Raw genomic sequence first — 25,543 nt, forward strand, 5'->3', positions numbered from 1 at the left:
GGGGGTCCCGTCCGCGAACTGGACGGGACCCTGACGTTTATTTGTCCGAATAGGTGGTGGCCGTGCCGGTCATTCGATCGGGCGGTGCTGGTTCTCCTTCGCCGACGGGCCCGGTGTGGTGTCGGCGATCCACGGGCCGTCGCCGCTCGGGTCGAGGATGCCCTCCTCCAGCCAGGTGTACGCGCCGGCCAGCACGCCGTCGACGACCTTGCGGTCCACGTCGTCGGTGTTGGCCCAGAGCCGGCCGAACAGCTCGGCGATCCGCAGCCGGGCCTGGCGGCAGAAGACGTCGGCGAGCTGGTGGGCCTCGCGGCCGTGGTCGCCGGTGGTGCGCAGCAGTTCGGCGCGGACGCAGGCGGCGCTCATCGCGAAGAGCTCGGCGCCGATGTCGACGATCCGGCCGAGGAACGCCTGCTTGAGCTCCATCTTCCCCTGCCAGCGGGACATCGCGTAGAAGGTGGAGCGGGCGAGCTTGCGGGAGGTCCGTTCGACATAGCGCAGATGCCCGGCGAGGTCTCCGAACTCTCCGTACGCGCCCGGGAGTTGCCCTTGTCCGGCGACGAGCTGCGGCAGCCAGCGGGCGTAGAAGCCGCCGGCCTTGGCGCCCGCCTTGGCCTTGTCGGCGAGCGCCTTGTCGGGGTCGATGATGTCGCCGGCGACGGCGAGGTGGGCGTCGACGGCCTCGCGGGCGATCAGCAGGTGCATGATCTCCGTCGAGCCCTCGAAGATCCGGTTGATGCGCAGGTCGCGCAGGAGCTGTTCGGCGGGGACCGCGCGTTCGCCGCGGGCGGCGAGCGAGTCGGCGGTCTCGTAGCCGCGGCCGCCGCGGATCTGGACCAGTTCGTCGGCGATCCGCCAGGCCATCTCGGAGCCGTACAGCTTGGCGAGCGCGGCCTCGATGCGGATGTCGTTGCGGTCCTCGTCGGCCATCTGGGAGGCGAGGTCGACGACGGCCTCCAGGGCGAAGGCGGTGGCGGCGATGAAGGAGATCTTGGTGCCGACGGCCTCGTGCCGGGCGACCGGCTTGCCCCACTGCTCGCGCTCGGCGGCCCATTCGCGGGCGATCTTCAGGCACCACTTGCCGGCGCCGGCACAGGCCGCGGGCAGCGAGAGCCGGCCGGTGTTGAGGGTGGTGAGGGCGATCTTGAGGCCGGCGCCCTCGGGCCCGATGCGCTGCGCGGCCGGGACCCGGACCCGGTGGAAGCGGGTGACGCCGTTCTCCAGGCCGCGCAGGCCCATGAAGGCGTTGCGGTGCTCGACGGTGATGCCGGGCGAGCCGGCCTCGACGACGAAGGCGGTGATGCCGCCCCGGTGACCCTCGGAGGCGGGCACGCGGGCCATGACGACGAGCAGGTCGGCGATGACGCCGTTGGTGGTCCACAGCTTCACGCCGTCGAGGACGTAGCCGTCGTCGCCGTCGGGCACGGCGGTGGTGGCGAGCCGGGCCGGGTCGGAGCCGACGTCGGGCTCGGTGAGCAGGAAGGCGGAGATGGCGCCGCGGGCGAGCCGGGGCAGGAAGGCGTCCTTCTGCTCCTGGGTGCCGAAGATCTTCAGCGGCTGCGGTACGCCGATCGACTGGTGCGCGGAGAGCAGCGCGCCGAGCGCGGGGCTGACCGAGCCGACCAGGGCGAGGGCCCGGTTGTAGTACAGCTGGGTGAGGCCGAGGCCGCCGTACTTCGGGTCGATCTTCATGCCGAAGGCGCCGAGTTCGCGCAGGCCGGCGATGGTCTCGTCGGGGATGCGGGCCTCGCGCTCGATGCGGGCGCCGTCGACGCCGCTCACGCAGAAGGCGCGCAGCTTGGCGAGGAACGCCTCGCCGCGCCGGACGTCCTCGTCGGCGGGCAGCGGGTGCGGATGGATCAGGTCGAGGCGGAACCGGCCGAGGAAGAGTTCCTTGGCGAAGCTGGGTTTGCGCCAGTCCTGCTCGCGGGCTGCCTCGGCGACCTGCCGGGCCTCGCGCTCGCTGACCTTGGGCGGCCGCTGGGTGGGTGCGGACATGCGGAGCTCACCTCGCCGCTCGTCGGGGCTTGGGGCCACGTGGGCCTGCTCTGTGGCTACTGTCCGTCGTACCCGATATCCACGGGTTGGGAAAGACGAGCGGCGCGGGGGCGCGGGGACGTAGGGTCCGCGCCATGTCGCAGACGATCAAGCTCATCATCCACATCACGACCCTGCCCGGCCGGGGCGCGGAGCAGGTCGCCGCCTTCGCGGAACTCGCCCCGGTCGTACGGGCCGAGGACGGCTGTCTCCAGTACGACCTGCACCGGGTCGCCGACGACCCGGACCGCTTCGTGCTGATCGAACGCTGGGCCTCCGCCGAGGCGCTCGCGGCGCATGACGCGGCCCCGCACATGACGGCGGCGGGCGTGACGAACAGGGCGTTCCGGGCGGGCCCGGCGGAGGTGTCGCGGCTCGACGACGCGCCGGTCGCGTAGGCCTGGGGAAGTCGCGGGAAGGCTGGGAAGCCCTGGGAAGTCTTGGGGGGCCCGGGAGGGGCTGGGAAGCCCTGGGCAATGGAGACGGCCCGAGCCCCCGCACAGTGGGCTCGGGCCGTCGGCCTGCGCGTACGGAGGCGTTGCTCCGTACGGATGAGGGGTCGCGCTTACAGCGCCAGGCCCGTGAGGACCAGGACCCGCTCGTAGGTGTAGTCGTCCATGGCGAACTTGACGCCCTCGCGGCCGACGCCGGAGCGCTTGGCGCCGCCGTACGGCATCTGGTCGGCGCGGTAGGACGGGACGTCACCGACGATCACGCCGCCGACCTCGAGGGTGCGGTGGGCGCGGAAGGCGGTCTGCAGGTCGTGGGTGAAGACACCCGCCTGGAGGCCGAAGTCGGAGTCGTTGACCGCGGCGAACGCCTCGGCCTCGCCGTCGACCTTGGTGACCGTGAGGACCGGGCCGAAGACCTCGGCGCGGGCCAGGGTGACGCCGGCCGGGAGCTCGGTGAGGACGGTCGGGGCGTAGGTGGCGCCCTCGCGCTTGCCGCCGGCGAGCAGCTTGGCGCCGGCCGCGACGGCCTCGTCCACCCAGGACTCGACGCGCTTGGCGGCGTTCTCGTCGACGAGCGGGCCGACGTCGGTGGCGTCGTCCGCCGGGTCGCCGCTGACCTGGGCCTCGACGGCCGCGACGATCTTCGGCAGCAGACGGTCGTGGACGGAGGCGTCCACGATCACGCGCTGCACGGAGATGCAGGACTGGCCGCCCTGGTAGTTGGAGAAGGTCGCGATGCGGGTCGCGGCCCAGTCCAGGTCGGCCTCGGAGGACCAGTCCGACAGGACGACGGCGGCGGCGTTGCCGCCGAGCTCCAGGGTGCAGTGCTTGTGCGGCACGGACTGCTGGATGGCGTAGCCGACGGTGTCCGAGCCGGTGAAGGAGATGACCGGCAGGCGCTCGTCCTGGACCAGGGCGGGCATGCGGTCGTTCGGGACCGTCAGGACCGACCAGGAGCCGGCCGGCAGGTCGGTCTCGGCCAGGATCTCGCCCAGGATCAGCGAGGAGATCGGGGTGGCCGGGGCCGGCTTGAGGATGATCGGGGCGCCGACGGCGATGGCCGGGGCGACCTTGTGGGCGGCGAGGTTCAGCGGGAAGTTGAACGGCGCGATGCCGAGGACGACACCCTTGGGGATACGGCGGGTCAGCGCGAGCCGGCCCACGCCGCCGGCCTCGGTGTCGAGGCGCTGGGCCTCGCCGGCGTTCCAGCGGCGCGTCTCCTCGGCGGCGAAGCGGAACACGGACACGGCACGGCCGACCTCGCCGCGGGCCCACTTGATCGGCTTGCCGTTCTCGGCGGAGATCAGCTGGGCGATCTCCTCGGTGCGCTCGGCGAGCCGCTTCGACACGTGGTCGAGGGCGGCGGCGCGGACGTGCGCCGGGGTCGCGGCGAACTCGTCGACGACGGCGTGCGCGGCGGCGACGGCCTCCTCGACCTGGGCCTCGGTGGGCACGCTGACCTTGCCGACCAGACGTCCGTCGTACGAGTTCGTGACGTCGAAGGTGGCCTCGCCGGTGGCCTCACGGCCGGCGAGCCAGAAGGCGTGGGTGGTCGTCATTGCGTCCCGGCCCTTTCCGTATCGGGGTGCGAGCGGTTGCTCTGGTGACACGGTAGGGCCGGTCGGGCCGCCGGTGGCTTGTCCGGTGTGGAGTGGTGCACGGGACACTCCTGTCCGGTTTGGCCGAGGCGCCCGGGTCGCGGGTGGGCGTTCCGGGGCGGTGTGGGTGACCGGTGGGCGTTCCCTGGCGCCGCACGGGGCGCTCCGGCGCGACGTGGCCGATGCGCCCGGGTCGCGGGTGCGCGGTTCCTGGGCGCAGCACTGGGCGCTCCGGCCCGCGCCCGGCGGACAGGCAGGCAGCCGTTTCACCGGCGCTCGTACGCGGAGAAGGGCGGCGCGCTCCCGCCCGTGCGCACCCCGATGACCAGGCCGCCCTTGTACGGGAGCAGCTCCCGTATGCCGCCGATGCGGTCGCGGAAGGCGCGGCCCTCCTCCTCGTCGCCCGTGGCGGCGCCCAGGAGATACAGGTCGTCGCCGTACGTCGAGGAGGGCCGGCCGTTCGAGACGGCCCTCAGGGCAGAGGACTGGTGCTCATCCGCGCCGCTCTGTCGACACGATCAGTCCCACGCCGACCACGACGATCGCGCCACCGAGGACGATCGGCCAGCTCAGCGCCTCGTTGAGGACGAGCGCGCCGAGGGCTACGGCGACGACCGGGTTGACGTAGGCGTAGGTGGCGACGAGGGAGAGCGGCGCGGTGTGGAGGAGCCAGGCGTAGGCGGTGAAGGCGATGAGCGAGCCGAAGACGATCAGGTACGCGAGGCCCGCCCAGGACCGGGCGGACACGGCCGCCAGGTCGAGGCCGTGCTGCTCGCCCCGCACCAGACCGACGCCGAGGCCCGCGAGGCCGCCGGCCAGCATCTCGTACACGCTCGCGGTGAGCGGGTTCGCGGGCATCGGCAGCCGGGACGAGGAGAAGGACCCGACGGACCAGCTGAGCGCCGCGACGACGACCAGGACCACGCCGCCGACCTTCACCTCGCCGCTCAGCCCGGGCAGGGTGAGCACCGCGAGGCCCCCGAGCCCGACGAGCACGCCCACGATCCCGCCGGCGCTCGGCCGCTCCCCGGCCATCGCCTTGAGCACGACCACGAACGCGGGCACGACGGCGATGAGCAGCGCGGTCAGCCCGGACGGCACGGAGGTCTCGCCGAGCACGACGAGCCCGTTGCCGCCGAGGAGCAGCAGCAGACCTACGGCCGCCGCGGAGGCCAGCTCCCGGGCCGTCACCTTGAGCGCGCCGACGCCCTGCCGCCACGCCACGATCCCGGCCAGGATCGTTCCGGCAGCCACGAACCGCGCCCCGGCCGACAGGAACGGCGGCAGCGTCTCGACCACGACCCGGATCCCGAGGTACGTCGACCCCCACACGACGTACACGATCGCGAGCGCGGCCCAGACGGCGCCGGGGATGCGGCGGGGGGCGGGGGCGCCGGAAGCTCCGGCAGCGCCGGGGAGGGTGGCGGAGGACGATCTTCCGGGGGACTGGGTTCCGGAGGCCGCGGCATCGGCGGCAGGGTTTGTCATGCCCAGGAGATTAGGCGGATCAGTGGCCGCCGGGCCAGAAATCTGCCCGCGATCGGGCAGGGGGAGGGGAATTCGGGCGAGCGGGGGCGCGAGCGAGTGGCGCGCTGGGCCGGGGCCGAGGTCCCGATCGGTTCCGGAGTGACCGGACCCGAGGCCCGAGCCGAGCCCGAGGTCCACGCCGGGCCAGGCGGGGCCGGGCCAGCCCGAGGTCCAGGCCGGGCCCACGCCGGGCGAGGCCGGGCGAGGCCGGGCGAGGCCGGGGGCCAGGCCCGGCCCGGAGTCCAGACCAGCCCCAGGTCGGGCCGACCGCCGCTGCAGAGCGGCCCGGTCGGTCGGCGCTGCGGAATGGCCCGGCCGGTCAGACGCCGCGCCCGCGGGCGCGGCCGGCCCCGTCCTCCTACTCCTACTCCGCGCCCGTCCCCGTCGTCTTCAGCGCCAGCCACAGCTCCATGCGGACGTCCGGGTCGTCCAGCGAGCGGCCCAGGATCTCCTCGACGCGCCGCATGCGGTAGCGCAGCGTGTGGCGGTGGACGCCCAGGTCGGCGGCGGCCGCGTCCCATTGGCCGTGGCGGGAGAGCCAGGCGCGCAGGGAGGCGACGAGGTCGCCTCGGCCGGTGGCGTCGTGTTCGTAGAGGGCGCGGAGCAGGCCGTCGGCGAAGGCGCGGACGGCGTCGTCGGCGAGGAGCGGGAGGACGGAGCCGGCGGCGAGTTCCTCGTGCTCGACGAGCGAGCGGCCGCGCCGCCGGGCCACCGACAGGGCCTGCTCGGCCTGTTTGTAGGCGGCGGAGGCGGCGATGGGGCCGGTCGGGGCGGAGAGGCCGACGACCAGTTCGGTCTCCTCGGCGTCGCGGTTCGCGTACGCCTCGCACGCGGCGACCACCGCTCCCCCGTCGCCCGCCAGGACCACGAGCCGTTCCCCGCCCTCGGGGCCCTCCGGCACGGTGAGAACGGACTCGCCCGCCCGCGCGGCCGCCGCCTCCAGTGACTCCGCGAACACCGCGAGCGGCGTCTCGCCCTCGCGCGGTTCGGAGCTCGCGGGCTCGGCGATGAGCAGCCGGAACGGCGCGTCGAGCAGCCCGCCGTACAGGTCCCCGGCGACCCCGCGCGCGTGGTCGGGCTGCCCGGCGAGCAGCATCCGCAGCACGGCCGCGCCGAGCCGCTGCTCGGCGGCCTGCAGCGAGCGCGAACGTTCCGTCGTCAGGGTGAGCAGCGCGATCGCCGAGTGCACGGCGTAGCGCTCGGCGGTGCCGAGCGGCGCGCCCGTGCCGACCGCGAGCGCCCCGCGCACCCGCCGCCCCGTGCCGAGGGACTGGAGCTCGACCCGGTCGTCGGTGCCGCCGACGACGGCGCTGGCGGGCGCGGGCCGGTCCCGGAGGCGCTCGACGTCCGGGGTGAGCCGGGCGGCCCGGCGCGCCGCCCATTCGGGCGAGACCGCGAGGACGGCGCCGGACGTGTCGTACAGCGCGGCCCACCCGTCCACGTGCGCGGCCAGCCGGGCGACGACGGCGTCCGGTCCCTCGGCGAGCGCGGCCCGCGTCAGTTCGCGCTGCGCCTCGAAACCGGCCGTGACGGCGCGGTACTGGTCGGCGGCAATGGCCGCCGACACCGCCTTGCTGATGGCGAGGAACGGCGTCCGCCGCGGCACTTCGAGCAGCGGCAGGTGTTCCTCGCGGGCCGCCGCGAGCAGTGCTCCCGGGATCTCGTCGTAGTTGACGCCGACCGCGAAGCCGAGCCCGACCACCCCCGCGCCCAGCAGCCGCCGCACATAGCGCCGCATCGCCTCGGGGTCCTCGGCGTCGAGCGTGAGCGCGGTGGTGAGCAGCAGCTCGCCGCCCTCCATGTACGGGACGGGGTCGGCGAGTTCGCTGACGTGGGCCCAGCGCACGGGTGTGCCGAGGCGGTCCTCACCGGCGCGGACGATGAGTTTGAGCGCCGAGTGCTGGACGAGCGAGGCGAGGGTGGGCGGCATCAGGGGGGACCGGGGGACCTTCGGACCGGGGAGCGGGGAGGCGTCGCGCCGCCCGTCAGAGCGGCGCGCCCCCGATTCTGCCAGCCCGGGCCGTGGCCCGCGCCCAGCCGCGCGAGCCGGCTGCGACGGGGTGGGTCGGGTGTGGCCGCGGGGCCGGCCTTGTCGGCGAGGGTCGGTGCCGCAGCACGCTTCCGCCCCCGGCCGCGTGAACCGGCCCCCGCCGCATGCGAACCCAGCCGCCCGCGTGAACAGATCCCTGCCGCGTGAACCGACCATGGCCGCACGCAAGCCCAGCCGACCGCGTGAACCGCGTGAACAAGCCCCCGGCCGCGTGAACCGGCCCCCGCCGCACGCGAACCCAGCCGCCCGCGTGAACAAATCCCTGCCGCCGCACGCCCCGGCCCCTGCCGCAGCGCCCCGGTCCCGGCCACGCGAGCCGATCCCCTGCCCCGCGCCCCGGCCCCTCCCGCGGGAGAACCCGCGTGGCTCAGCCGCGCAGGTCCACGAGCAGCGGCGGGGTCTGCTCCCCGCGTACGTCCGTGAGCGAGAGGACCGCGTGGCCCGGCGGCACCGCGTGTGCGAGGTCGGACGCCGACCAGCGTTCGCGCTCGACCTCTCGTACCGTCACCGCCTCCGTCGTCACGGCCTTGCCCGTCACCAGCTTGCGCAGGGCGTGGAAGGCGCGGGTCATCGGCTGGTCGGCGAAGACGGTGTGGTGGGCCACCTCGGTGGTCTCCACCCGTTCGGTGCCCCACGCCTCGGCGAACGCCCTGCCGTCCCAGGTGGGGATGCCGGCGAACGCCATCCGGCAGCCGACGACCGCGAGCAGCGGTCCGTGGAGCTGCTCGGGAACCTCGGCGAAGGTACGCAGGGCGAGCACGACGCCGGCGTTCTGCGGGCGCAGCCGCTGGAGGCCGCGCACGGTCCCGGGGGTGAGCGCGCCGGCCGCGTCGTCGAGGACGAGGCAGGCGAAGTGGGAGCCGGGGGCGCCGGCCCGGTCCCGTACGACGGTCTGGAACTGGGCGAGGAGCAGCCGGTTCAGCAGCCGGGCGGCCTCCTCGTGGGCGCCTTCCGGGAGGCTGATCCGGACCCGCATCGGGTGCCGGACGACGGCCCGAAGGGCGAACGCGCGGTCGTCGCCTTCGCTGCCGCTCGCGCCACCGAAGAAGTCGGCGAAGACGGGGCGGTCGAGGGCGGCGAGCCGGTCGGCGAGGACGGGGCCGAGGTCGGTCGCGGTGCCGACCTGCCGGATCCGGGACTCGAGCTCGCGGCGCATGGCCGTGGCGGCGCCGTCCTCGGGCAGCAGGCCGAGCAGGGCCCGCAGGGTCTCGGGGCCGGCTTCGAGGAGTTCGCGCAGGACGGGGACGGCGGGGAAGCGGCCGTGCGCGGCGCGGTACGGGCCGATGAGCTGCGCGAGCACGGTGGCGGCCCGCCGGGTCTCGACGCCCGGCATGTCGCCGACGAGCCCCTCCGCGAGCAGCGCGGCGGCCTCGTCCGGGTCGGTGGCCCCCGCGTACAGGTCGAGGTCGTGCCGGGAAGCCGGGTCGCCGAGGCGGATCACGACGTCGTACGCCTCGTCCGGGCCGAGCGGCGCGCCGGCCGCGCCGACGGCGACGACGGCGCAGCCGCCGGTGAGGGCCTGGAGGCCGAGCGACTCGACGACGGGTGCGACGAGGGCGCGGGTCTTGCCGGCACCGGACGGGCCGACGGCGAGCAGCGAGGTGCCGAGCAGCGCGGGGTCGAGGGCGAGTCCGGCGCCGTGGTAGGCGGCGGGGGTGCGCTCGGCGGGCGCGTAGCGGCCGACCCGGACCTGGCCGAGGAGCAGGTCGTGGGTGGCGGTGCGGCGGCCGGGCAGGTCCCGCTCGCCGGACGGATGGCCGGCCGCGGCGGCGCCCCGCGCGACGACCGCCTCGACGAGGGCGGCCCGGCGCATGCCGTCCCGCGCCGACTCCGCCCAGGCGCGCCGCACGCGCGCGACGTCGACGTCGTTCATCCGCCCGCCCGCCACCTCGGCGGCGAGCACGTCGGCGGCGCGCTGCTCACCGGCGGCGCGGAGCTCGGGCCACTGGGAGGGCGGGACGGCGGGTCCGGTGGGGGCGGCCTGGGGCTGGGGGGCCTTGCGGGCGCGCCAAGCGAGGAAGAGGCCCCGCCAATTGCCGAGCCGGGCGAACGGCCACAGGACGAGGAGCGTGATCAGCGTGTAGACGGTGTAGACGACGAAGGGCGACGTGAAGATCTCGAAGCCGCCGGTGATCAGGGCGAGGAGCGTGAGGACGGTGCTCGCGACGGGCAGCGGCACCCAGTCGAGGCCGAACGCTTCCGGCCACACAAGGAGCATGGTGCCGAGTGCCATTACGGCGGCGAGCACGGCTCGGCGAGCTGGATGGAGCTGACTCATGTAATGCCTGGTGATCTTGCGCCAGGAGCCGAGGAAGCCCAGAACGGTCACCAGCACCGCGAGGAATACGCCGTCCAGGACCACACGCGCCGCATCGCCGTGCCAGTCGACTGCGACGGTGCTGCCCGGCCAGAACCAACCCTGGGGCGTCACGCTCCACAGGATTTCGGTCTTGTACGGGAAGAAGCCCGTGCGCCAGGTGGACCAGATGACCAGACCGAGGGCCACGGGAAGGAGCATTCCGAGGATCGTGACGGGCGCCAGCCGCTCGGCCGGCTGCTCCGCAGGCACATGGCGGAACCGCCATACCCCGAGCGCGGCAGCAGGCCGCGGCGCATCCAGCCACTCGGCGACGGGGGCACGGGGCGGCACGGAGGGCTCTGCCGAGGGATACGCGCCAGGCGCGTGCGCGGGCGGCGGCGGTACGACCGGCTGCGCCGGCGGGCGCGCCGGGGCCGGCGGGACGGACGGGACCGCCGACGCCGACGGGCCGGCCGACGCAGACGAGCCGGCCGCCGCCGACGAGCCCCGCGGCACCTCGCCGGACGGCGACACCTCACCGGACGGCGACACCTCACCGGACGGCGGCGTCGCCGGGCGCGGTACCCCGGCCCCGGCCCCCGCCCCCCGCGTGTCGCTCGACTCGTACGTGCCGTCGGTCTCCATGAAACCCCCGCCCCCTGACCAGCCAGGTCGCCACAACTGTGCCACCGTCAATCTAGTGGGCGCGGGCCGTCCCGGAGCGGTTTCGCCCACCCGTTCGGCCGATCGCCGGGCGCCGTGTCGCCCCGTAATGGACATTGGTGCGCCGTGCCGCCGGGGGCCACGGAAGGGCTCACCATGTCCATCTCGGACAACGGGCCACCCGCCACCACTCCCGATCGGCGCATGCCCGACCCCCTCCCCCGCGCCTAGCCTGCGGAGGAAACCCGCAAGAGCGTCCAGAACACCCCAGGAGCCCCGCATGAACGCTGTCCCGCAGGAGCGGCGCGTCGTCACCGCCATCCCCGGCCCGAAGTCGCAGGAGCTTCAGGCGCGCCGCCTCGACACGGTCGCCGGTGGCGTGGGCTCCACGCTTCCGGTGTTCACCAAGCGGGCCGGCGGCGGCATCATCGAGGACGTCGACGGCAACCTGCTGATCGACTTCGGCTCCGGCATCGCCGTGACCTCGGTCGGCGCCTCCGCCGAGGCCGTCGTGCGCCGCGCCTCCGCGCAGCTGCAGGACTTCACCCACACCTGTTTCATGGTGACGCCGTACGAGGGTTACGTGGAGGTCTGCGAGGCGCTGGCCGAGCTGACCCCGGGCGACCACGCCAAGAAGTCCGCGCTCTTCAACTCGGGCGCCGAGGCCGTCGAGAACGCGGTCAAGATCGCCCGTTCGTACACCAAGCGCCAGGCCGTCGTCGTCTTCGACCACGGCTACCACGGCCGCACCAACCTCACCATGGGCATGACGGCGAAGAACATGCCGTACAAGCAGGGCTTCGGTCCGTTCGCGCCCGAGGTCTACCGCGTGCCGGTCGCCTACGGCTACCGCTGGCCCACCGGTGCCGAGAACTGCGGCCCCGAGGCCGCCGCGCAGGCGATCGACAACATCACCAAGCAGATCGGCGCCGAGAACGTCGCCGCGATCGTCATCGAGCCGGTGCTCGGCGAGGGCGGCTTCATCGAGCCGGCCAAGGGCTTCCTGCCGGCGATCGTGAAGTTCGCCAACGACAACGGCATCGTCTTCGTCGCGGACGAGATCCAGGCCGGCTTCTGCCGCACCGGCCAGTGGTTCGCCTGCGAGGACGAGGGCATCGTCCCGGACCTCATCACCACCGCCAAGGGCATCGCGGGCGGTCTGCCGCTCGCCGCCGTGACCGGCCGCGCCGAGATCATGGACTCCGTGCACGGTGGCGGCCTGGGTGGCACCTACGGCGGCAACCCGGTCGCGTGCGCCGGTGCGCTGGGCGCCATCGAGACCATGAAGGAGCTCGACCTCAACGGCAAGGCCAAGCGCATCGAGGAGGTCATGAAGGGCCGCCTCACCGCGATGCAGGAGAAGTTCCCGGTCATCGGTGACATCCGTGGCCGTGGCGCCATGATCGCCATCGAGCTGGTGAAGGACCCGGCGACCAAGGAGCCGTTCGCCGAGGCCGCCGCCGCGCTCGCCAAGTACTGCCACAACGAGGGCGTGCTCGTCCTGACCTGTGGCACCTACGGCAACGTGCTGCGCTTCCTGCCGCCGCTGGTCATCGGCGAGGACCTGCTGAACGAGGGCCTGGACGTCATCGAGGCCGCGCTCGCGCAGATCTGACGATCCGAGCCGACCGGATCCGAGGGCTGAAGCGCACCTTCTGTCACCGTGTGTGAAGAAGCTGTGGGGGGCCGATGGCGGGATGGGGTTCCCGCTGTCGGTCCCCTGTTCCGTACCGTACGGTTCCTTCAGATGAGAGAAACACCCCGGGCGGAGCCTCCCCAGCCCCGCCCGAACCGTGCCGCAGCGCACACCACTGGAGCCCTGGGCTCCGGAACTCCTCACCGATCGGATGGCCGCCCGCCCCACACCCCCCGGGGCGCGCGGCAGCCCGGTCAAGGCGACCGCCCCGGAACCACCCCCCCTGTTCCGGGGCGGTCGGCTGTCTTCTGGGCGCTGGTCGTCCTCGCCGTCACCACCTGGCAGGTCCTGGTCCACGGCCCTCTCGCCCGCCTCGACGAGCGCGTCTCCCGCGCCCTGGTGGACACCGTTCCGCGCGGCCTGAGCGAGGCCGCCTCCGACCTCGGCAACATGACGGTCGCCCTGCCCGTCCTCGGCTGCGCCATGGCGTACGCCGTGTGGCGCGGCCGCCGGCTCGCCGCCCTGTACGCGGGCCTGGCGATGGCCGCCGTCCCCCTCCTGATCGTCCCGCTGAAGACGTGGACGGCCCGCCCGGGCCCGCTGGAGCCCTGGGCGCACGGCTACTTCCCGTCCGGCCACACGGCGACGGCGATGGTGGCGTACTTCGGCGCGGCCTTCCTGGTGTCGACGCGGCTGGTGCCCGTCGCCGCCGTGCTGACGGCGGTGACGGGCACCGGGCTGATCCTGCGGGGCTATCACTGGCCGCTCGACGTGCTCGCCAGTCTCTGCCTCGGCGTGCTGATCCTTTTCGTCAGCTCCAGCTGTACGCGTCGAAGTTCCGGCTGAACTCCCCGTTGTCGTAGCGGTCCCAGTTGATCGACCAGGTCATCAGGCCGCGCAGGGCCGGCCAGCTGCCGTGGGTCTGGTAGGAGCCGCAGCCGGTCTTCTTCGTCAGGCAGTCGAGGGCCTTGGTGACCTCGGCCGGGGTGGTGTATCCGTTGCCGGCCTGGGTGGAGGCGGGGAGGCCGATGGCGACCTGGTCGGGGCGGAGCGGCGGGAAGACGCGGTCGGGGTTGCCGGCGACCGGGAAGCCGGTGAGGAGCATGTCGGTCATGGCGATGTGGAAGTCGGCGCCGCCCATGGAGTGGTACTGGTTGTCGAGGCCCATGATCGAGCCCGAGTTGTAGTCCTGGACGTGCAGCAGGGTGAGGTCGTCGCGCAGGGCGTGGATGACCGGGAGGTAGGCGCCGGCGCGCGGGTCCTGGCCGCCCCAGGGGCCGGAGCCGTAGTACTGGTGGCCGAGCTGGACGAAGAAGGTCTCCGGGGCCATCGTCAGCACGAACTTCGCGCCGTACCTGGCCTTGAGGGTCTTCACCGCCGCGATCAGGTTGACGACGACCGGGCTGGTGGGGTTGCGGAAGTCGGTGTCGCCGGTCTGCAGGGACAGCGAGTGGCCCTCGAAGTCGATGTCGAGGCCGTCGAGGCCGTAGTCGTCGATGATCTTCGAGACGGAGGAGACGAAGGTGTCGCGGGCGGCGGTGGTGGCGAGCTGGACCTGGCCGTTCTGGCCGCCGATGGAGATGAGGACCTTCTTGCCGGCGGCCTGCTTGGCCTTGATGGCGGCCTTGAAGTCGGCCTCGGACTCGGCGTTCGGGCACTGCGTCACGGGGCACAGCGTGAAGCGGATGTCGCCGGAGGTCACGGAGGTCGGCTCGCCGAAGGCCAGGTCGATGACGTCCCAGGAGTCGGGCACGTCGGCCATCCGGGTGTAGCCGGAGCCGTTGGCGAAGCTCGCGTGGAGGTAGCCGACGAGGGCGTGCGCGGGCAGCTGACCGCCTCCGCCACCGCCGCCCCCGGAGGTCGTGGTGGCGGTGACGGCGGTGGACTTCGCGGACTCGCCGGCGCTGTTGGCGGCCGAGACCTGGAAGCTGTACGCGGTGCTCGGCGTGAGTCCGGTCGCGGTGTACGAGGTGCCGGTGACGGTCGCGACGAGGGTGCCGCCCTGGTAGACGCGGTACGCGTCGGCGCCGGTGACCGCCGGCCAGGCGAGGGGCACGGTGGTGGCGGTCGCGGTGCCGGCGGTGAGGCCGGTGGGGGTCGCGGGTATCCGCACGGGGTCGCCGCCGGGGCCGAGCAGGGACAGGTCGTCGGCCTGGTAGGCGCCGGTGCCGTACCAGCCGTGGGTGTAGATCGTCACCGAGGTGGTCGAGGCGCCGGTGGTGAAGGTGGTGGCGAGCCGCTGCCAGTCGGGGGCGGACTGCGTCCAGGTGGAGACGTCGGTGGTGCCGGTGCCGGAGGCGCCGAGGTAGACGTAGCTCCCGCGGGCCCAGCCGCTCAGCGTGTACGTGGAGTTCGGCTTCACGGTGACGGTCTGGGCGCACCGGGCGTTGTCACTGCCGGCCGGGGTCGCCTGCAGGGCCTTCGTCCCGCCGTGCACGGGGGAGGTGACGACGGCCCCGCTGTTCGCCGTACAGCTCCAGCCGTCCAGGCCGGACTCGAAGCCGCCGTTGCGGGCGAGTTCGGTGTCGGCGGCGCGGGCGAGGGGGGTCAGCGCCGCGAGGCCGCCGGCGGCGAGCACGCCGGCCAGGACATAGGTGAGGGGTCTGGAGCGGGGAAGGGCGCGGGGAAGGGAGCGGTCCACAACTGCCTCCGGGGGTGGGGGAATCGAGTGGAGCGCGCCACAGCATGGTCCAGACCAATCAAGTGGTCAAGACCTCTGACCGCCGACGCGTCACCCCTCCCGCGTCCCCTCTCGTGATCCGCCCCGCGCCCCTTCCCGGCGCGCCAGTCGGCCCGCGGCCTCGTGCATCGCCAGTTCGAGCAGCGCGGCGTCCGTGAGCGTGCCCGCCGCGTCCGGCGGCACCAGCCAGCGCACCCCGCCGGCCGCACGGCCCGGGTACGGGACGACGATCCAGGTGCCGGCGCCGGCGCCGCGCACCCCGGTGCCGAGCCAGCGGGCGGCGGTGCCCGGCGGCACGAAGAAGCCCAGCCGGGCATCGCCGAAGTCGGCCAGGACCGGGCCGGGCCGGTCGACCAGCCGGGTGAGCACGTCGAGCGCGGGGTGGCCGAGCCCGGCCGGCAGGATCAGCACGTCCCAGCGGCGCCCGGCGGGCAGCAGCGCGATCCCGTGCGGATTGCGCTCCCACTCGAAGCGGCAGGCGTCGGGATCCGGCGCGGCCGACGCCAGCCATTCCACCGCGGCCCTGGTGGCGTCCGAAGTGCCCGAGCTCCCCGAGGCGTTCATCGTCACAATCCCCTCTCCGTGCGGACCCGCCCGGCGCGGTGTCCACACGGAGAGAGGAGGCGAGCTCGCGGCTATGACGCGGGTTCACCCTCCATTGGATGTGATGTGAGTCACATTCGATGGAATCGGCTGGCGTCAGCTGTCGAAGCCGAGGCCCAGCTTGTCCATGGTCTTCAGCCACAGGTTGCGCCGGCCGCCGTTCTCGTCGGCCCGCGCGAGCGACCACTTGGTCAGCCCGATGCCCGCCCACGCGATCGGCTCCGGCGGGAACGGCAGCGGCTTGGAGCGGACCATGTCGAGCTCGGTGCGCTCGGTCCGCTCCCCCGCGAGCAGGTCGAGCATCACGTCCGCGCCGAAGCGGGTCGCGCCCACGCCGAGGCCCGTGTAGCCCGCCGCGTACGCCACCTTGCCCTGGTGGGTGGTGCCGAAGAAGGCGGAGAAGCGCGAGCAGGTGTCGATCGCGCCGCCCCAGGCGTGGCTGAAGCGGAGCCCCTCCAGCTGCGGGAAGCAGGTGAAGAAGTGCTGGGCGAGCTTCAGGTACGTCTCGGGGCGGTGGTCCATCTCGGCCTGCACCTTGCCGCCGAAGCGGTAGACCGCGTCGTAGCCGCCCCACAGGATGCGGTGGTCGGCGGTGATCCGGAAGTAGTGGAACTGGTTGGCGCTGTCGCCGAGGCCCTGCCGGTTGTGCCAGCCGATCGAGGCCAGCTGCTCGGGGCTGAGCGGCTCGGTCATCAGCGCGTAGTCGTAGACCGGGACGGTGTAGTGCCGCAGCCGCTTGACCAGCGACGGGAACACGTTGGTGCCGAGGGCGACCTGACGGGCCGCGACCCGGCCGTACGGGGTGCGCACCGCCATGCCGCCGCCGGAGCCGCCCGCCGACACCAGGTCGAGCGCCGGGGTGTTCTCGAAGATCCGCACGCCGAGGTCCTGGCAGGCCCGCTTGAGGCCCCAGGCCAGCTTCGCCGGGTGCAGCATGGCGACGCCGCGCCGGTCCCACAGGCCGCCCTGGAAGGTCGGCGAGTCGACCTCGGCGCGCAGCGCGTCGCGGTCCAGGAAGGTGAGGCCGTCGGCGAGACCGAGCCGGCCGGCCTCCTCGTACACCTCGTGCAGCTCGTCGACCTGGTAGGGCTCGGTGGCCACGTCGATCTCGCCGGTGCGCTCGAAGTCGCAGTCCATCCCGTAGCGGGCGACGGCGGCCTCGATGGCGTCGAGGTTCTCGCTGCCCATGCGCTCCAGCTTGGGCAGTTCCCCGGGCCAGCGGGCCAGGCCGTTGCCGAAGCCGTGGGTGAGGGAGGCGGCGCAGAAGCCGCCGTTGCGGCCCGAGGCGGCCCAGCCCACCTCGCGGCCTTCGATCAGCATCACGTCCCGGGAGGGGTCGCGCTCCTTGGCGAGGAGGGCGGTCCAGAGGCCGCTGTAGCCGCCGCCGATGACGAGCAGGTCGCACCGCTCGGTGCCGGTGAGGGCGGGCAGGGCTCCGGGCTTGCCGGGGTCTTCCAGCCAGAAGGGGACGGGCTGGGCGTCGGAGAGAGATTGTGCAGCGAGACGCATGGCGACTGGGGCCATGGTTTCCAACTCCTTCGGTGCCCGGCCGGCGGCGTCCGCCGGCCGGGCGCTGTTTCAGGCTGTTGCTGTTTTCCTGCGCCGGTTCGTGATGATCTGCCCGGCCACGACCACCAGTACCGCGATGACGAACATCGCCGTGCCGATGACGTTGATCTGAACGGGGGTTCCGCGCTGCGCCGAGCCCCAGACGAACATGGGGAAGGTCACGGTGGAGCCCGCGTTGAAGTTGGTGATGATGAAGTCGTCGAACGAGAGCGCGAAGGCGAGCAGCGCGCCGGCCGCGATGCCGGGCGCCGCGATCGGCAGCGTGACCCGCAGGAAGGTCTGCACCGGGCCCGCGTAGAGGTCGCCGGCGGCCTCCTCCAGGCGCGGGTCCATGGACATCACGCGCGCCTTGACCGCGGTCACGACGAACGACAGACAGAACATGATGTGGGCGATGAGGATCGTCCAGAAGCCGAGCTCCGCGCCCATGTTGAGGAACAGGGTGAGCAGCGAGGCGGCCATGACGACCTCGGGCATCGCCATCGGCAGGAAGATCAGCGAGTTGATCGCGCCGCGCGCCCGGAAGCGGTAGCGGACCAGCGCGAACGAGATCATCGTGCCGAGGATCGTGGCGCCGAGCGTGGCCCAGGCGGCGATCTGCAGCGACAGCGACAGCGAGCCGCACATGTCGGCGACGCCGCAGGGGTCCTTCCAGGCGTCGAGGGAGAACTGCTGCCACGCGTAGTTGAAGCGCCCGTTCGGCTTGTTGAACGAGAACACCATCACGACGACGTTCGGCAGGATCATGTACGCGAGCGTCAGCAGGCCCGCGATGACGACGAGGTTCCGACGGATCCAGCGCATCAGACCAGGTCCTCCGTTCCCGCACGGCGGATGTAGACGGTGACCATGAGCAGCACGATCGCCATGAGGATGAACGAGAGGGCGGCGGCCGTCGGGTAGTCCAGGACCCGCAGGAACTGCGACTGGATGACGTTGCCGACCATCTTGGTGTCGGTGGAGCCGAGCAGTTCGGCGTTGACGTAGTCGCCGCTCGCCGGGATGAAGGTGAGGAGCGTGCCGGAGACGACGCCCGGCATGGACAGCGGGAAGGTCACCTTGCGGAAGGTGGTCGCCGGGGATGCGTAGAGGTCCCGCGCGGCCTCGTGCAGCCGGCCGTCGATCCGCTCCAGGGAGGTGTAGAGCGGCAGGATCATGAACGGCAGGAAGTTGTACGTGAGGCCGCAGACCACCGCCATCGGCGTGGCGAGCACCCGGCTGCCCTCGGTCCAGCCGAGCCAGTCGGTGACGTCGAGGACGTGCAGCGCGTCGAGGGCGCCGACGACCGCGCCGCCGTCGGCGAGGATCGTCTTCCAGGCCAGCGTGCGGATGAGGAAGCTGGTGAAGAACGGCGCGATGACGAGGACCAGGACGAGGTTGCGCCAGCGGCCGGCCTTGAAGGCGATGAGGTACGCGAGCGGGTAGCCGAGCAGCAGGCACAGCAGCGTGGCGGTGCCGGCGTAGAGCAGCGAGCGGACGAACTGCGGCCAGTACTCCTGGAAGGCGTCCCAGTAGGTCTGGAAGTGCCAGGTGACCTGGAAGCCCTGCTCCAGGGAGCCGGTCTGCACGGACGTCGACGCCTGGTAGACCATCGGCAGCGCGAAGAAGACGAGCAGCCAGACGATGCCGGGCAGCAGCAGCCAGTACGGGACGAGCCGCTTGCGGGTGGAGGGCTTGCGGAGGACCGGTTCGCCGGCCGGCGCCGCCGCCTCCTCCTTCACGAGGGTGGCGCTCATGCGGCGTCCTCCACCGTCTCCACGCCGGCGTCGATGTCCTGGGCGGCGTCGAGGCCGAAGGTGTGGGCCGGGTTCCAGTGCAGGACGACCTCGGCGCCGGGGACGAGGCGGGAGTCGCGCTCGATGTTCTGCTCGTAGACCTGGAGCTCGGCGCCGGCCGGGGAGTTCACCACGTAGAGCGTGGAGACGCCGATGAAGGACGACTCGACGATCCGGCCGGTGACCTTGTTGCGGCCGTCGGCGATCTCGCCGGCGTCGTCCGCGTGCGTGAGCGAGATCTTCTCGGGGCGCACGCCCACGAGCACCTTGCCGCCCGTGCGGACGGCGTCCGTACAGCGGTCGCCGGGCACCCGGAGCTTGCCGCCGCCGGCCGTGGCCAGCACGTCGCCGCCGGTCTCGACGACGTCGGCCTCGATGAGGTTGGAGGTGCCGAGGAAGTTGGCGACGAAGGTGGACTGCGGGTTCTCGTAGAGGTCGGCGGGCGCGCCCAGCTGCTCGACCCGGCCGCCGTTCATGACCGCGACCTGGTCGGCCATGGTCATGGCCTCCTCCTGGTCGTGGGTGACGTGCACGAAGGTGATGCCGACGTCGGTCTGGATGCGCTTGAGCTCCAGCTGCATCTGGCGGCGCAGCTTGAGGTCGAGGGCGCCGAGCGGCTCGTCGAGGAGCAGCACCTGCGGGTGGTTGATGAGCGCGCGGGCGACGGCGACGCGCTGCTGCTGGCCGCCGGAGAGCTGGTGCGGCTTCTTGCGGGCGTGCTCGCCGAGCTGGACGAGGTCGATCATCTCGTCGACCTGCTTCTTCACCGACTTGATGCCGCGCCGGCGCAGACCGAAGGCGATGTTCTCGTAGATGTCCATGTGCGGGAAGAGCGCGTAGGACTGGAAGACCGTGTTCACCGGCCGCTTGTACGGCGGGAGGTCGGTGACGTCGCGGTCGCCGAGGAAGACCGTGCCGGTGCTCGGCTCCTCCAGGCCGGCGATCATGCGCAGCGTCGTCGTCTTGCCGCAGCCGGAGGCGCCGAGGAGGGCGAAGAAGGAGCCCTGCGGCACGGTCAGGTCCAGCGGGTGGACCGCGGTGAAGGCGCCGTAGGACTTGCTGATGCCGGTGAGACGGACGTCGCCGCCGCCAGAGTTCTTCTCAGTGTGAGCAGTCTTGTCAGTCATGGGGTGAGGTCCCGGAGGTTTCGATGAGAGGGGAGGGCGTGCGGGGCCGGGCCGTCAGGCGCCGATGAGCTTGGCGAACTTCTCCTCGTACGCCGTCTCCTCCGCGCTGCTGAGCGAGCGGAAGGCGTGCGACTTCCTGGTCATCGCCTTGTCGGGGACGATCAGCGTGTTGTTCGCCAGGGCCGGGTCGATCTTGGCGAGTTCGTCCTTCACGCCGTCGGCCGGGCACACGTAGTTGATGTACGCGGCGAGCTGCGCGGCCACCGGGAGCTCGTAGTAGTAGTCGATGAGCTTCTCGGCGTTGGTCTTGTGCCGGGCCTGGGCCGGGATCAGCAGGTTGTCGCTGGAGGTGATGTAGCCGGCCGCCGGGATCGCGAACTTGATGTCCGGGTTGTCAGCCTGGAGCTGGATGATGTCACCGGCCCAGGCGAGGCAGGCGGCGATGTCGCCCTTGTCGAGGTCGGCGGTGTAGTCGTTGCCGGTGAAGCGGCGGATCTGCTTGGTGTCGACGCCCTTCTGGAGCCGGCCGATGGCGGCGTCGTAGTCGGCGTCGGTGAACGTGGCGGGATCCTTGCCGAGGTCGAGCAGGGTCATGCCGATCGAGTCGCGCATCTCGGTGAGGAAGCCGACCCGGCCCTTGAGCGTGGGGTCGTCGAGCAGCTGGGTGACGGAGTCGACCTTCCTGCCGCCGGTCGCCTTCTGGTTGTAGGCGATGACGGTGGAGATGCCGGTCCAGGGGTACGAGTAGGAGCGGCCCGGGTCCCAGTCGGGGCGGCGGAACTGCGGCGACAGGTTGGCGTAGGCGTTGGGGAGGTTCGCCGCGTCGAGCTTCTGGGCCCAGCCGAGGCGGATGACGCGGGCGGCCAGCCAGTCGGTGAGGACGATCAGGTCGCGGCCGGTGTCCTGGCCGGCCGCGAGCTGCGGCTTGATCTTGCCGAAGAACTCGACGTTGTCGTTGATGTCCTCGGTGTACTTGACCTGTATGCCGGTCCGTTTCGCGAACGCCTCGAGGGTCGGGCGGTGCTTCTCGTCGTCGCTGACGTCCATGTACTCGGTCCAGTTGGAGAAGTTCACCGTCCTCTCCTTGGCCGAGAAGTCCGTCGACGCCGGTCCCTGGCCCTCCCGCTTGGCGGGCGGGATGCCGCAGGCGCTCAGGCCGGCGAGGCCGCCTGCGGTGAGCGCTCCGACGCCGCCGGCACGCAGCACCGAACGGCGGCTGAGGGCGCCCCTGCCGCTGGTGAGGCTGCGCCGTATCGCCGCCAGCTGGGCGGCCGACAGGCTGTCGGACTCGTACTGCTCCATGCGCTGTGCCCTTTCGGGATGGGCCCTTTCGGGATGGGTTCGGTGCCGCTGGTCGGGCGGCTGCTATCGGTCCCCGAAGATCGTGCGGTGCCAGTCCTTGGCCGCCACCGCGGTGTTGTCGTACATCACGTGCTTGACCTGCGTGTACTCCTCGAAGGAATACGCCGACATGTCCTTTCCGAAGCCGGAGGCCTTGTAGCCGCCGTGGGGCATCTCGCTGATGATCGGGATGTGGTCGTTGACCCAGACGCAGCCGGCCTTGATCTCCCGGGTGGCCCTGTTCGCCCGGTACACGTCGCGGCTCCAGGCGGAGGCGGCGAGCCCGTACGGGGTGTCGTTGGCGAGCCGGATGCCCTCCTCGTCGCCGTCGAAGGGCAGGGCCACCAGGACCGGTCCGAAGATCTCCGACTGCACGACCTCGCTGTCCTGCGCGGCTCCGGTGATCAGGGTGGGACGGTAGTATGCGCCGTTCTTCAGCTCGCCACCAGGGGCTTCGCCGCCGGTGACGACGGTCGCGTAGCCGCGGGCCCGCTCCACGAAGCCGGCCACCCGGTCGCGCTGGGCGTGGCTGACGAGCGGCCCGAGGTCGGTCGACGGGTCGAAGGGGTCGCCGAGCCGCACGGTCTCCATGAGCTCCGCGACCCGGGCCACGAAGGCGTCGAACAGCGGCCGCTGGACGTACGCGCGGGTGGCGGCGGTGCAGTCCTGCCCGCTGTTGATGAGGGAGGCGGCGACGGCGCCGTGCGCGGCGGCCTCCAGGTCGGCGTCGTCGAAGACGACGAACGGGGCCTTGCCGCCCAGCTCCAGGTGCAGCCGCTTGACTGTGGAGGTCGCGATCTCCGCGACCCGCTTGCCGACGCCCGTGGAGCCGGTGAACGAGGTCATGGCGACGTCCGGGTGTCCGACCAGGTGCTCGCCGGCGGTCCGGCCGGCGCCGTTGACGATGTTGACGACACCGTCCGGGATGCCGGCGTCGCTCGCGGCCTGGGCGAACATCAGCGAGGTGAGCGGGGTCAGCTCGGCCGGCTTCAGGACGATCGTGTTGCCGGCGGCGATCGCCGGGAGGATCTTCCAGGCCGCCATCTGCAGCGGGTAGTTCCACGGCGCGATCGAGCCGATCACGCCGATGGCCTCGCGGCGCACGTACGAGGTGTGGTCGCCGGAGTACTCGCCCGCCGACTGGCCCTGGAGGTGCCGGGCGGCGCCCGCGAAGAACGCGGTGTTGTCGACGGTGCCGGGCACGTCGAACTCGGTCGTCAGCCTGATGGGCTTGCCGCACTGCAGCGACTCGACCCGGGCGAAGTCCTCCGCCCGCTCGGCGAGCACCCCGGCGAAGCGGTGCAGCGCCTCCGACCGCTCGCCTGGTGTCGCGCCCGCCCACTGGGGGAAGGCGGCCGTGGCGGCCCCGACGGCCGCGTCCACGTCGGCGGTGGACGCGAGCCGGTAGGTGAGGACTCCGTCCCCGGTCGCCGGGTCGATGACGGTGTGGTCCTGCTCCGAGTTTCCGGGGCGGAGCCGCCCCCCGATGTACTGCGCGCCGTCCGCGAAGCGATCCGACACCTGGAAGCGGTTGCCCATGACGCTCTCCGTTGTTCCAGCTCGAGTTGAGTGCCGATCCTGACAGAGCACTAGAGGCTCAACAAGGGATTCCGTTGTTGCCTTTTGGTTACGCGACGGAATCGGTCGACCAAGTGTCGAGAGCGGCGGGAAATTGCCGTACGGAGTGTCCGTGGCGGGTGAAAAGGTGGCGTGCATGAGAGATCTCGGGGAACTGAAGGAGCAGGTCAAACGCGGGGAGAAGCTGAAGTGGCTGCACTTCTGGGGCCACCGTCCGCGCCCTGACGGGCAGCTTTCGGCGAGCTGTCTGAGCCAGTGGTGGCCGTCACCGTTCGTGGTGGACGGCGTGCGGTACGCGACCGCGGAGCACTGGATGATGGCGGGAAAGGCGCGGCTCTTCGGCGACGAGGAGGCGGAGCGGGCGGCCCTCGCGGCGCCGTCCCCGGCACAGGCGAAGAAGGAGGGCCGTCTGGTCCGCGCCTTCGACGAGGAGGTCTGGCGGCGCGAGCGCTTCGATCTCGTCGTGGCGGGCAGCGTGCACAAGTTCGCGTCCGACGCGGCGCTGCGCGCCTTTCTCGTCGGTACGGGTTCCCGTGTCCTGGTCGAGGCCAGCCCGCTGGACCGCGTCTGGGGCATCGGCCTGGCGGCGGACGACCCGCGCGCCGCGGACCCGGAGCGCTGGCGGGGTGAGAACCTGCTGGGCTTCGCGCTGATGGAGGCGCGGGAGCGGCTGCGGTGAGCCCACGGCCCCGCCCTCGCCCTCGCGCGGCGCGCCGGGGCGAGGGCGGCGGATCGGGTGCGGCCCCGGCCGCGCTCCGCCGGACGGGCCCTGGGCGCCAGGCGCCGTGCCAGGCGTCGCGGCCCCGGCCCTGATCCGCCGGGCAGGCCCTAGCGCTGTCCGCCGACCACCAGGCTGGTGTCGAACGGATCGCTGTCGTACGAGGAGTGCGAGGTCTCCGGGGCGTTGTTGATGGCCACGATCATCAGCGTCAGGAACGCGGCGCTGACCAGGATGCCTATCGAGCCCAGGACGACGCCCGCGATCGCCATGCCTCGGTTCGTCGCCTCGCCGCGTCCGGCCTTCTTCAGGCCGATGATGCCGAAGATCAGCGCCAGGATGCCGAGGATCGCGCCGAAGCCCCACAGGCAGAAGCCGGCCACGGCGATGATGCCGAGCACCATCGAGGCGGTGCCCATGCCGTTGGACGGGGTGGGCGGGCCCCAGCCCGGCTGCCCGTAGCCGCTCGCGCCGTAGGCGGGGTACGCGGACGTCGGCGCCGGGTAGCCGTATCCGGGCTGCTGCGCGCCGGCCGGCGGGGTCGCCGGGGCCGGGTAGCCGAAGGCGCCGCCGGGCGCGACGGGCGGCGGCGGGAGCTCGGCGCCGGGCATCGAGACGACGGTCTGCTGGTTGTGCACCGACGGATCACCGGGCGCGGGCGTCGGAGGCGTCGCGGGTGCGGGCTTGCTCAGTTCGACGCCGTCCTGGTTGGGCGGAGCCCACGGGTCCACCGGCTGGTCATGGTTCTCGGACATGGGCCTCCCCCATCGTGGTCACGCCATGCTACGACCTCGCCCTGACAGCGGACCCTGCCGGGGCGGCCCGGCCTACCATGACCCGATGACCGACCTGCATTCCTTCATCGCCGGACTGCCCAAGGCCGAGCTGCACGTGCACCACGTGGGCTCCGCCTCCCCCCGGATCGTCTCCGAGCTGGCCGCCCGTCACCCGGACTCCAAGGTTCCGACGGACCCGGACGCCCTCGCCGACTACTTCACGTTCACGGACTTCGCCCACTTCATCGAGGTCTACCTGTCCGTCGTGGACCTGGTCCGCACGCCGGAGGACGTCCGGCTGCTCACCTTCGAGGTGGCCCGGGACATGGCCCGGCAGAACATCCGCTACGCCGAGCTGACCATCACCCCGTACAGCTCCACCCGCCGCGGCATCGACGAGCACGCCTTCATGGCCGCGATCGAGGACGCCCGCAAGGCCGCCGAGGCCGAGCTCGGCGTGATCCTGCGCTGGTGCTTCGACATCCCCGGCGAGGCGGGCCTCGAGGCGGCGGAGGAGACCGCGCGCCTGGCGGTGGAGCTGCGCCCGGAGGGCCTGGTGTCGTTCGGCCTCGGCGGCCCGGAGATCGGCGTGCCGCGCCCGCAGTTCAAGCCGTACTTCGACCGCGCCCGCGCGGCCGGCCTGCGCTCGGTCCCGCACGCGGGCGAGACGACGGGCCCGCAGACCGTCTGGGACGCCATCAACGAGCTGGGCGCGGAGCGCATCGGCCACGGCACCAGCTCCGTGCAGGACCCGGAGCTGCTCGCCCACCTCGCCGAGCACCGGATCGCCCTGGAGGTGTGCCCGACGTCGAACATCGCCACGCGCGCGGTGGAGCGCCTGGAGGACCACCCGATCCGGCAGATGGTGGACGCGGGCGTGCTCGTGACGATCAACAGCGACGACCCGCCGATGTTCGGCACGGACCTGAACAACGAGTACGCGGTCGCCGCCCGCCTCCTCGGCCTGGACGAGCGCGGTCTGGCCGCGCTCGCGAAGAACGCGGTGGAGGCGTCGTTCCTCGACGAGGCCGGCAAGGCGCTCCTCGTCGAGGAGATCGACACGTACACCGAGCAGTGGCTGGCGCGCTGAGCCCCCGGCGGCGGCCGGACGCCA

General features: G+C 72.6%; 19 protein-coding genes. 5 read left to right on the top strand and 14 right to left on the bottom strand.

Translation table 11 applies throughout. The features are described from left to right. Nucleotides 1-69 precede the first annotated feature (69 nt). Nucleotides 70-1,998, bottom strand: coding sequence for an acyl-CoA dehydrogenase family protein (locus tag ACFYU9_RS32050; protein WP_389209069.1), 1,929 nt, complete (start codon nt 1,996-1,998; stop codon nt 70-72). Nucleotides 1,999-2,132: 134 nt separating this feature from the next. On the opposite strand from ACFYU9_RS32050, the gene ACFYU9_RS32055 reads away from it, so the two are divergent. Then, nucleotides 2,133-2,435, top strand: a complete 303-nt coding sequence (locus ACFYU9_RS32055) for a putative quinol monooxygenase (RefSeq protein WP_389209067.1) — start codon at nt 2,133-2,135, stop codon at nt 2,433-2,435. 167 nt (nt 2,436-2,602) lie between these two features. On the opposite strand, the gene ACFYU9_RS32060 is transcribed toward ACFYU9_RS32055, so the two are convergent. From ACFYU9_RS32060 to ACFYU9_RS32075, 4 genes are all read right to left on the bottom strand, one after another. After that, nucleotides 2,603-4,048 (bottom strand): aldehyde dehydrogenase family protein, encoded by a 1,446-nt coding sequence (locus ACFYU9_RS32060; protein WP_389209065.1) that lies wholly within the window; start codon nt 4,046-4,048, stop codon nt 2,603-2,605. A gap of 531 nt (nt 4,049-4,579) precedes the next feature. Then, nucleotides 4,580-5,575, bottom strand: a complete 996-nt coding sequence (locus ACFYU9_RS32065; protein WP_389347128.1) for an EamA family transporter — start codon at nt 5,573-5,575, stop codon at nt 4,580-4,582. 403 nt (nt 5,576-5,978) lie between these two features. Continuing rightward, nucleotides 5,979-7,544, bottom strand: a complete 1,566-nt coding sequence (locus ACFYU9_RS32070) for a PucR family transcriptional regulator (protein ID WP_389347130.1) — start codon at nt 7,542-7,544, stop codon at nt 5,979-5,981. Nucleotides 7,545-8,031: 487 nt separating this feature from the next. Continuing rightward, nucleotides 8,032-10,182 (bottom strand): ATP/GTP-binding protein, encoded by a 2,151-nt coding sequence (locus ACFYU9_RS32075; protein ID WP_389347133.1) that lies wholly within the window; start codon nt 10,180-10,182, stop codon nt 8,032-8,034. A gap of 724 nt (nt 10,183-10,906) precedes the next feature. Between ACFYU9_RS32075 and gabT the strand changes: the two genes are divergently transcribed. After that, the gene (gabT, locus tag ACFYU9_RS32080; RefSeq protein WP_389209058.1) at nt 10,907-12,241 is read left to right on the top strand and encodes a 4-aminobutyrate--2-oxoglutarate transaminase; all 1,335 of its coding nucleotides are present in this window, start codon (nt 10,907-10,909) and stop codon (nt 12,239-12,241) included. 132 nt (nt 12,242-12,373) lie between these two features. Beyond that, entirely contained in the window at nt 12,374-13,108 is a 735-nt protein-coding gene (locus tag ACFYU9_RS32085) for a phosphatase PAP2 family protein (protein ID WP_389347136.1), read from the top strand. Here the strand turns inward: ACFYU9_RS32085 and ACFYU9_RS32090 are convergent. The 8 genes from ACFYU9_RS32090 to ACFYU9_RS32125 all read right to left on the bottom strand — a co-directional run bounded on the left by ACFYU9_RS32090 (nt 13,074) and on the right by ACFYU9_RS32125 (nt 22,896). Then, a complete protein-coding gene (locus ACFYU9_RS32090) occupies nt 13,074-14,903 on the bottom strand; it encodes a chitinase (RefSeq protein ID WP_389347138.1) in 1,830 nt (609 codons plus the stop codon). The genes ACFYU9_RS32085 and ACFYU9_RS32090 overlap by 35 nt on opposite strands. 90 nt (nt 14,904-14,993) lie before the next feature. Further along, nucleotides 14,994-15,506, bottom strand: a complete 513-nt coding sequence (locus ACFYU9_RS32095) for a hypothetical protein (protein ID WP_389209240.1) — start codon at nt 15,504-15,506, stop codon at nt 14,994-14,996. A gap of 135 nt (nt 15,507-15,641) precedes the next feature. Then, a complete protein-coding gene (locus tag ACFYU9_RS32100; protein ID WP_389209052.1) occupies nt 15,642-17,069 on the bottom strand; it encodes an NAD(P)/FAD-dependent oxidoreductase in 1,428 nt (475 codons plus the stop codon). Between the two features lie 54 nt (nt 17,070-17,123). Continuing rightward, nucleotides 17,124-17,918, bottom strand: a complete 795-nt coding sequence (locus tag ACFYU9_RS32105; protein ID WP_389347140.1) for an ABC transporter permease — start codon at nt 17,916-17,918, stop codon at nt 17,124-17,126. After that, nucleotides 17,918-18,850 carry an ABC transporter permease gene (locus ACFYU9_RS32110; RefSeq protein ID WP_389347142.1) on the bottom strand — a complete coding sequence of 311 codons (933 nt, stop codon included), beginning with the start codon at nt 18,848-18,850 and terminating at the stop codon, nt 17,918-17,920. The genes ACFYU9_RS32105 and ACFYU9_RS32110 overlap by 1 nt, the downstream gene beginning before the upstream one ends. Then, on the bottom strand, nt 18,847-20,016 hold the full coding sequence (locus tag ACFYU9_RS32115) for an ABC transporter ATP-binding protein (protein WP_389209047.1): 1,170 nt from the start codon (nt 20,014-20,016) through the stop codon (nt 18,847-18,849). Before ACFYU9_RS32115 ends, ACFYU9_RS32110 begins: the two co-directional genes overlap by 4 nt. Nucleotides 20,017-20,070: 54 nt before the next feature. Then, the gene (locus tag ACFYU9_RS32120; RefSeq protein ID WP_389209045.1) at nt 20,071-21,318 is read right to left on the bottom strand and encodes a spermidine/putrescine ABC transporter substrate-binding protein; all 1,248 of its coding nucleotides are present in this window, start codon (nt 21,316-21,318) and stop codon (nt 20,071-20,073) included. 63 nt (nt 21,319-21,381) lie between these two features. Continuing rightward, the gene (locus ACFYU9_RS32125) at nt 21,382-22,896 is read right to left on the bottom strand and encodes a gamma-aminobutyraldehyde dehydrogenase (protein ID WP_389347145.1); all 1,515 of its coding nucleotides are present in this window, start codon (nt 22,894-22,896) and stop codon (nt 21,382-21,384) included. 175 nt (nt 22,897-23,071) lie between these two features. Between ACFYU9_RS32125 and ACFYU9_RS32130 the strand changes: the two genes are divergently transcribed. Further along, nucleotides 23,072-23,614 carry an NADAR family protein gene (locus ACFYU9_RS32130; protein ID WP_389209041.1) on the top strand — a complete coding sequence of 181 codons (543 nt, stop codon included), beginning with the start codon at nt 23,072-23,074 and terminating at the stop codon, nt 23,612-23,614. A 149-nt stretch (nt 23,615-23,763) separates the two neighbouring features. Here the strand turns inward: ACFYU9_RS32130 and ACFYU9_RS32135 are convergent, their stop codons facing one another. Then, nucleotides 23,764-24,408, bottom strand: a complete 645-nt coding sequence (locus ACFYU9_RS32135) for a DUF4190 domain-containing protein (RefSeq protein ID WP_389347147.1) — start codon at nt 24,406-24,408, stop codon at nt 23,764-23,766. Nucleotides 24,409-24,493: 85 nt separating this feature from the next. Between ACFYU9_RS32135 and ACFYU9_RS32140 the strand changes: the two genes are divergently transcribed. Further along, nucleotides 24,494-25,519, top strand: coding sequence for an adenosine deaminase (locus ACFYU9_RS32140; protein ID WP_389209037.1), 1,026 nt, complete (start codon nt 24,494-24,496; stop codon nt 25,517-25,519). Nucleotides 25,520-25,543: the final 24 nt, after the last annotated feature.

Source organism: Streptomyces sp. NPDC004327, assembly GCF_042873935.1.
GTDB lineage: Bacteria > Actinomycetota > Actinomycetes > Streptomycetales > Streptomycetaceae > Streptomyces.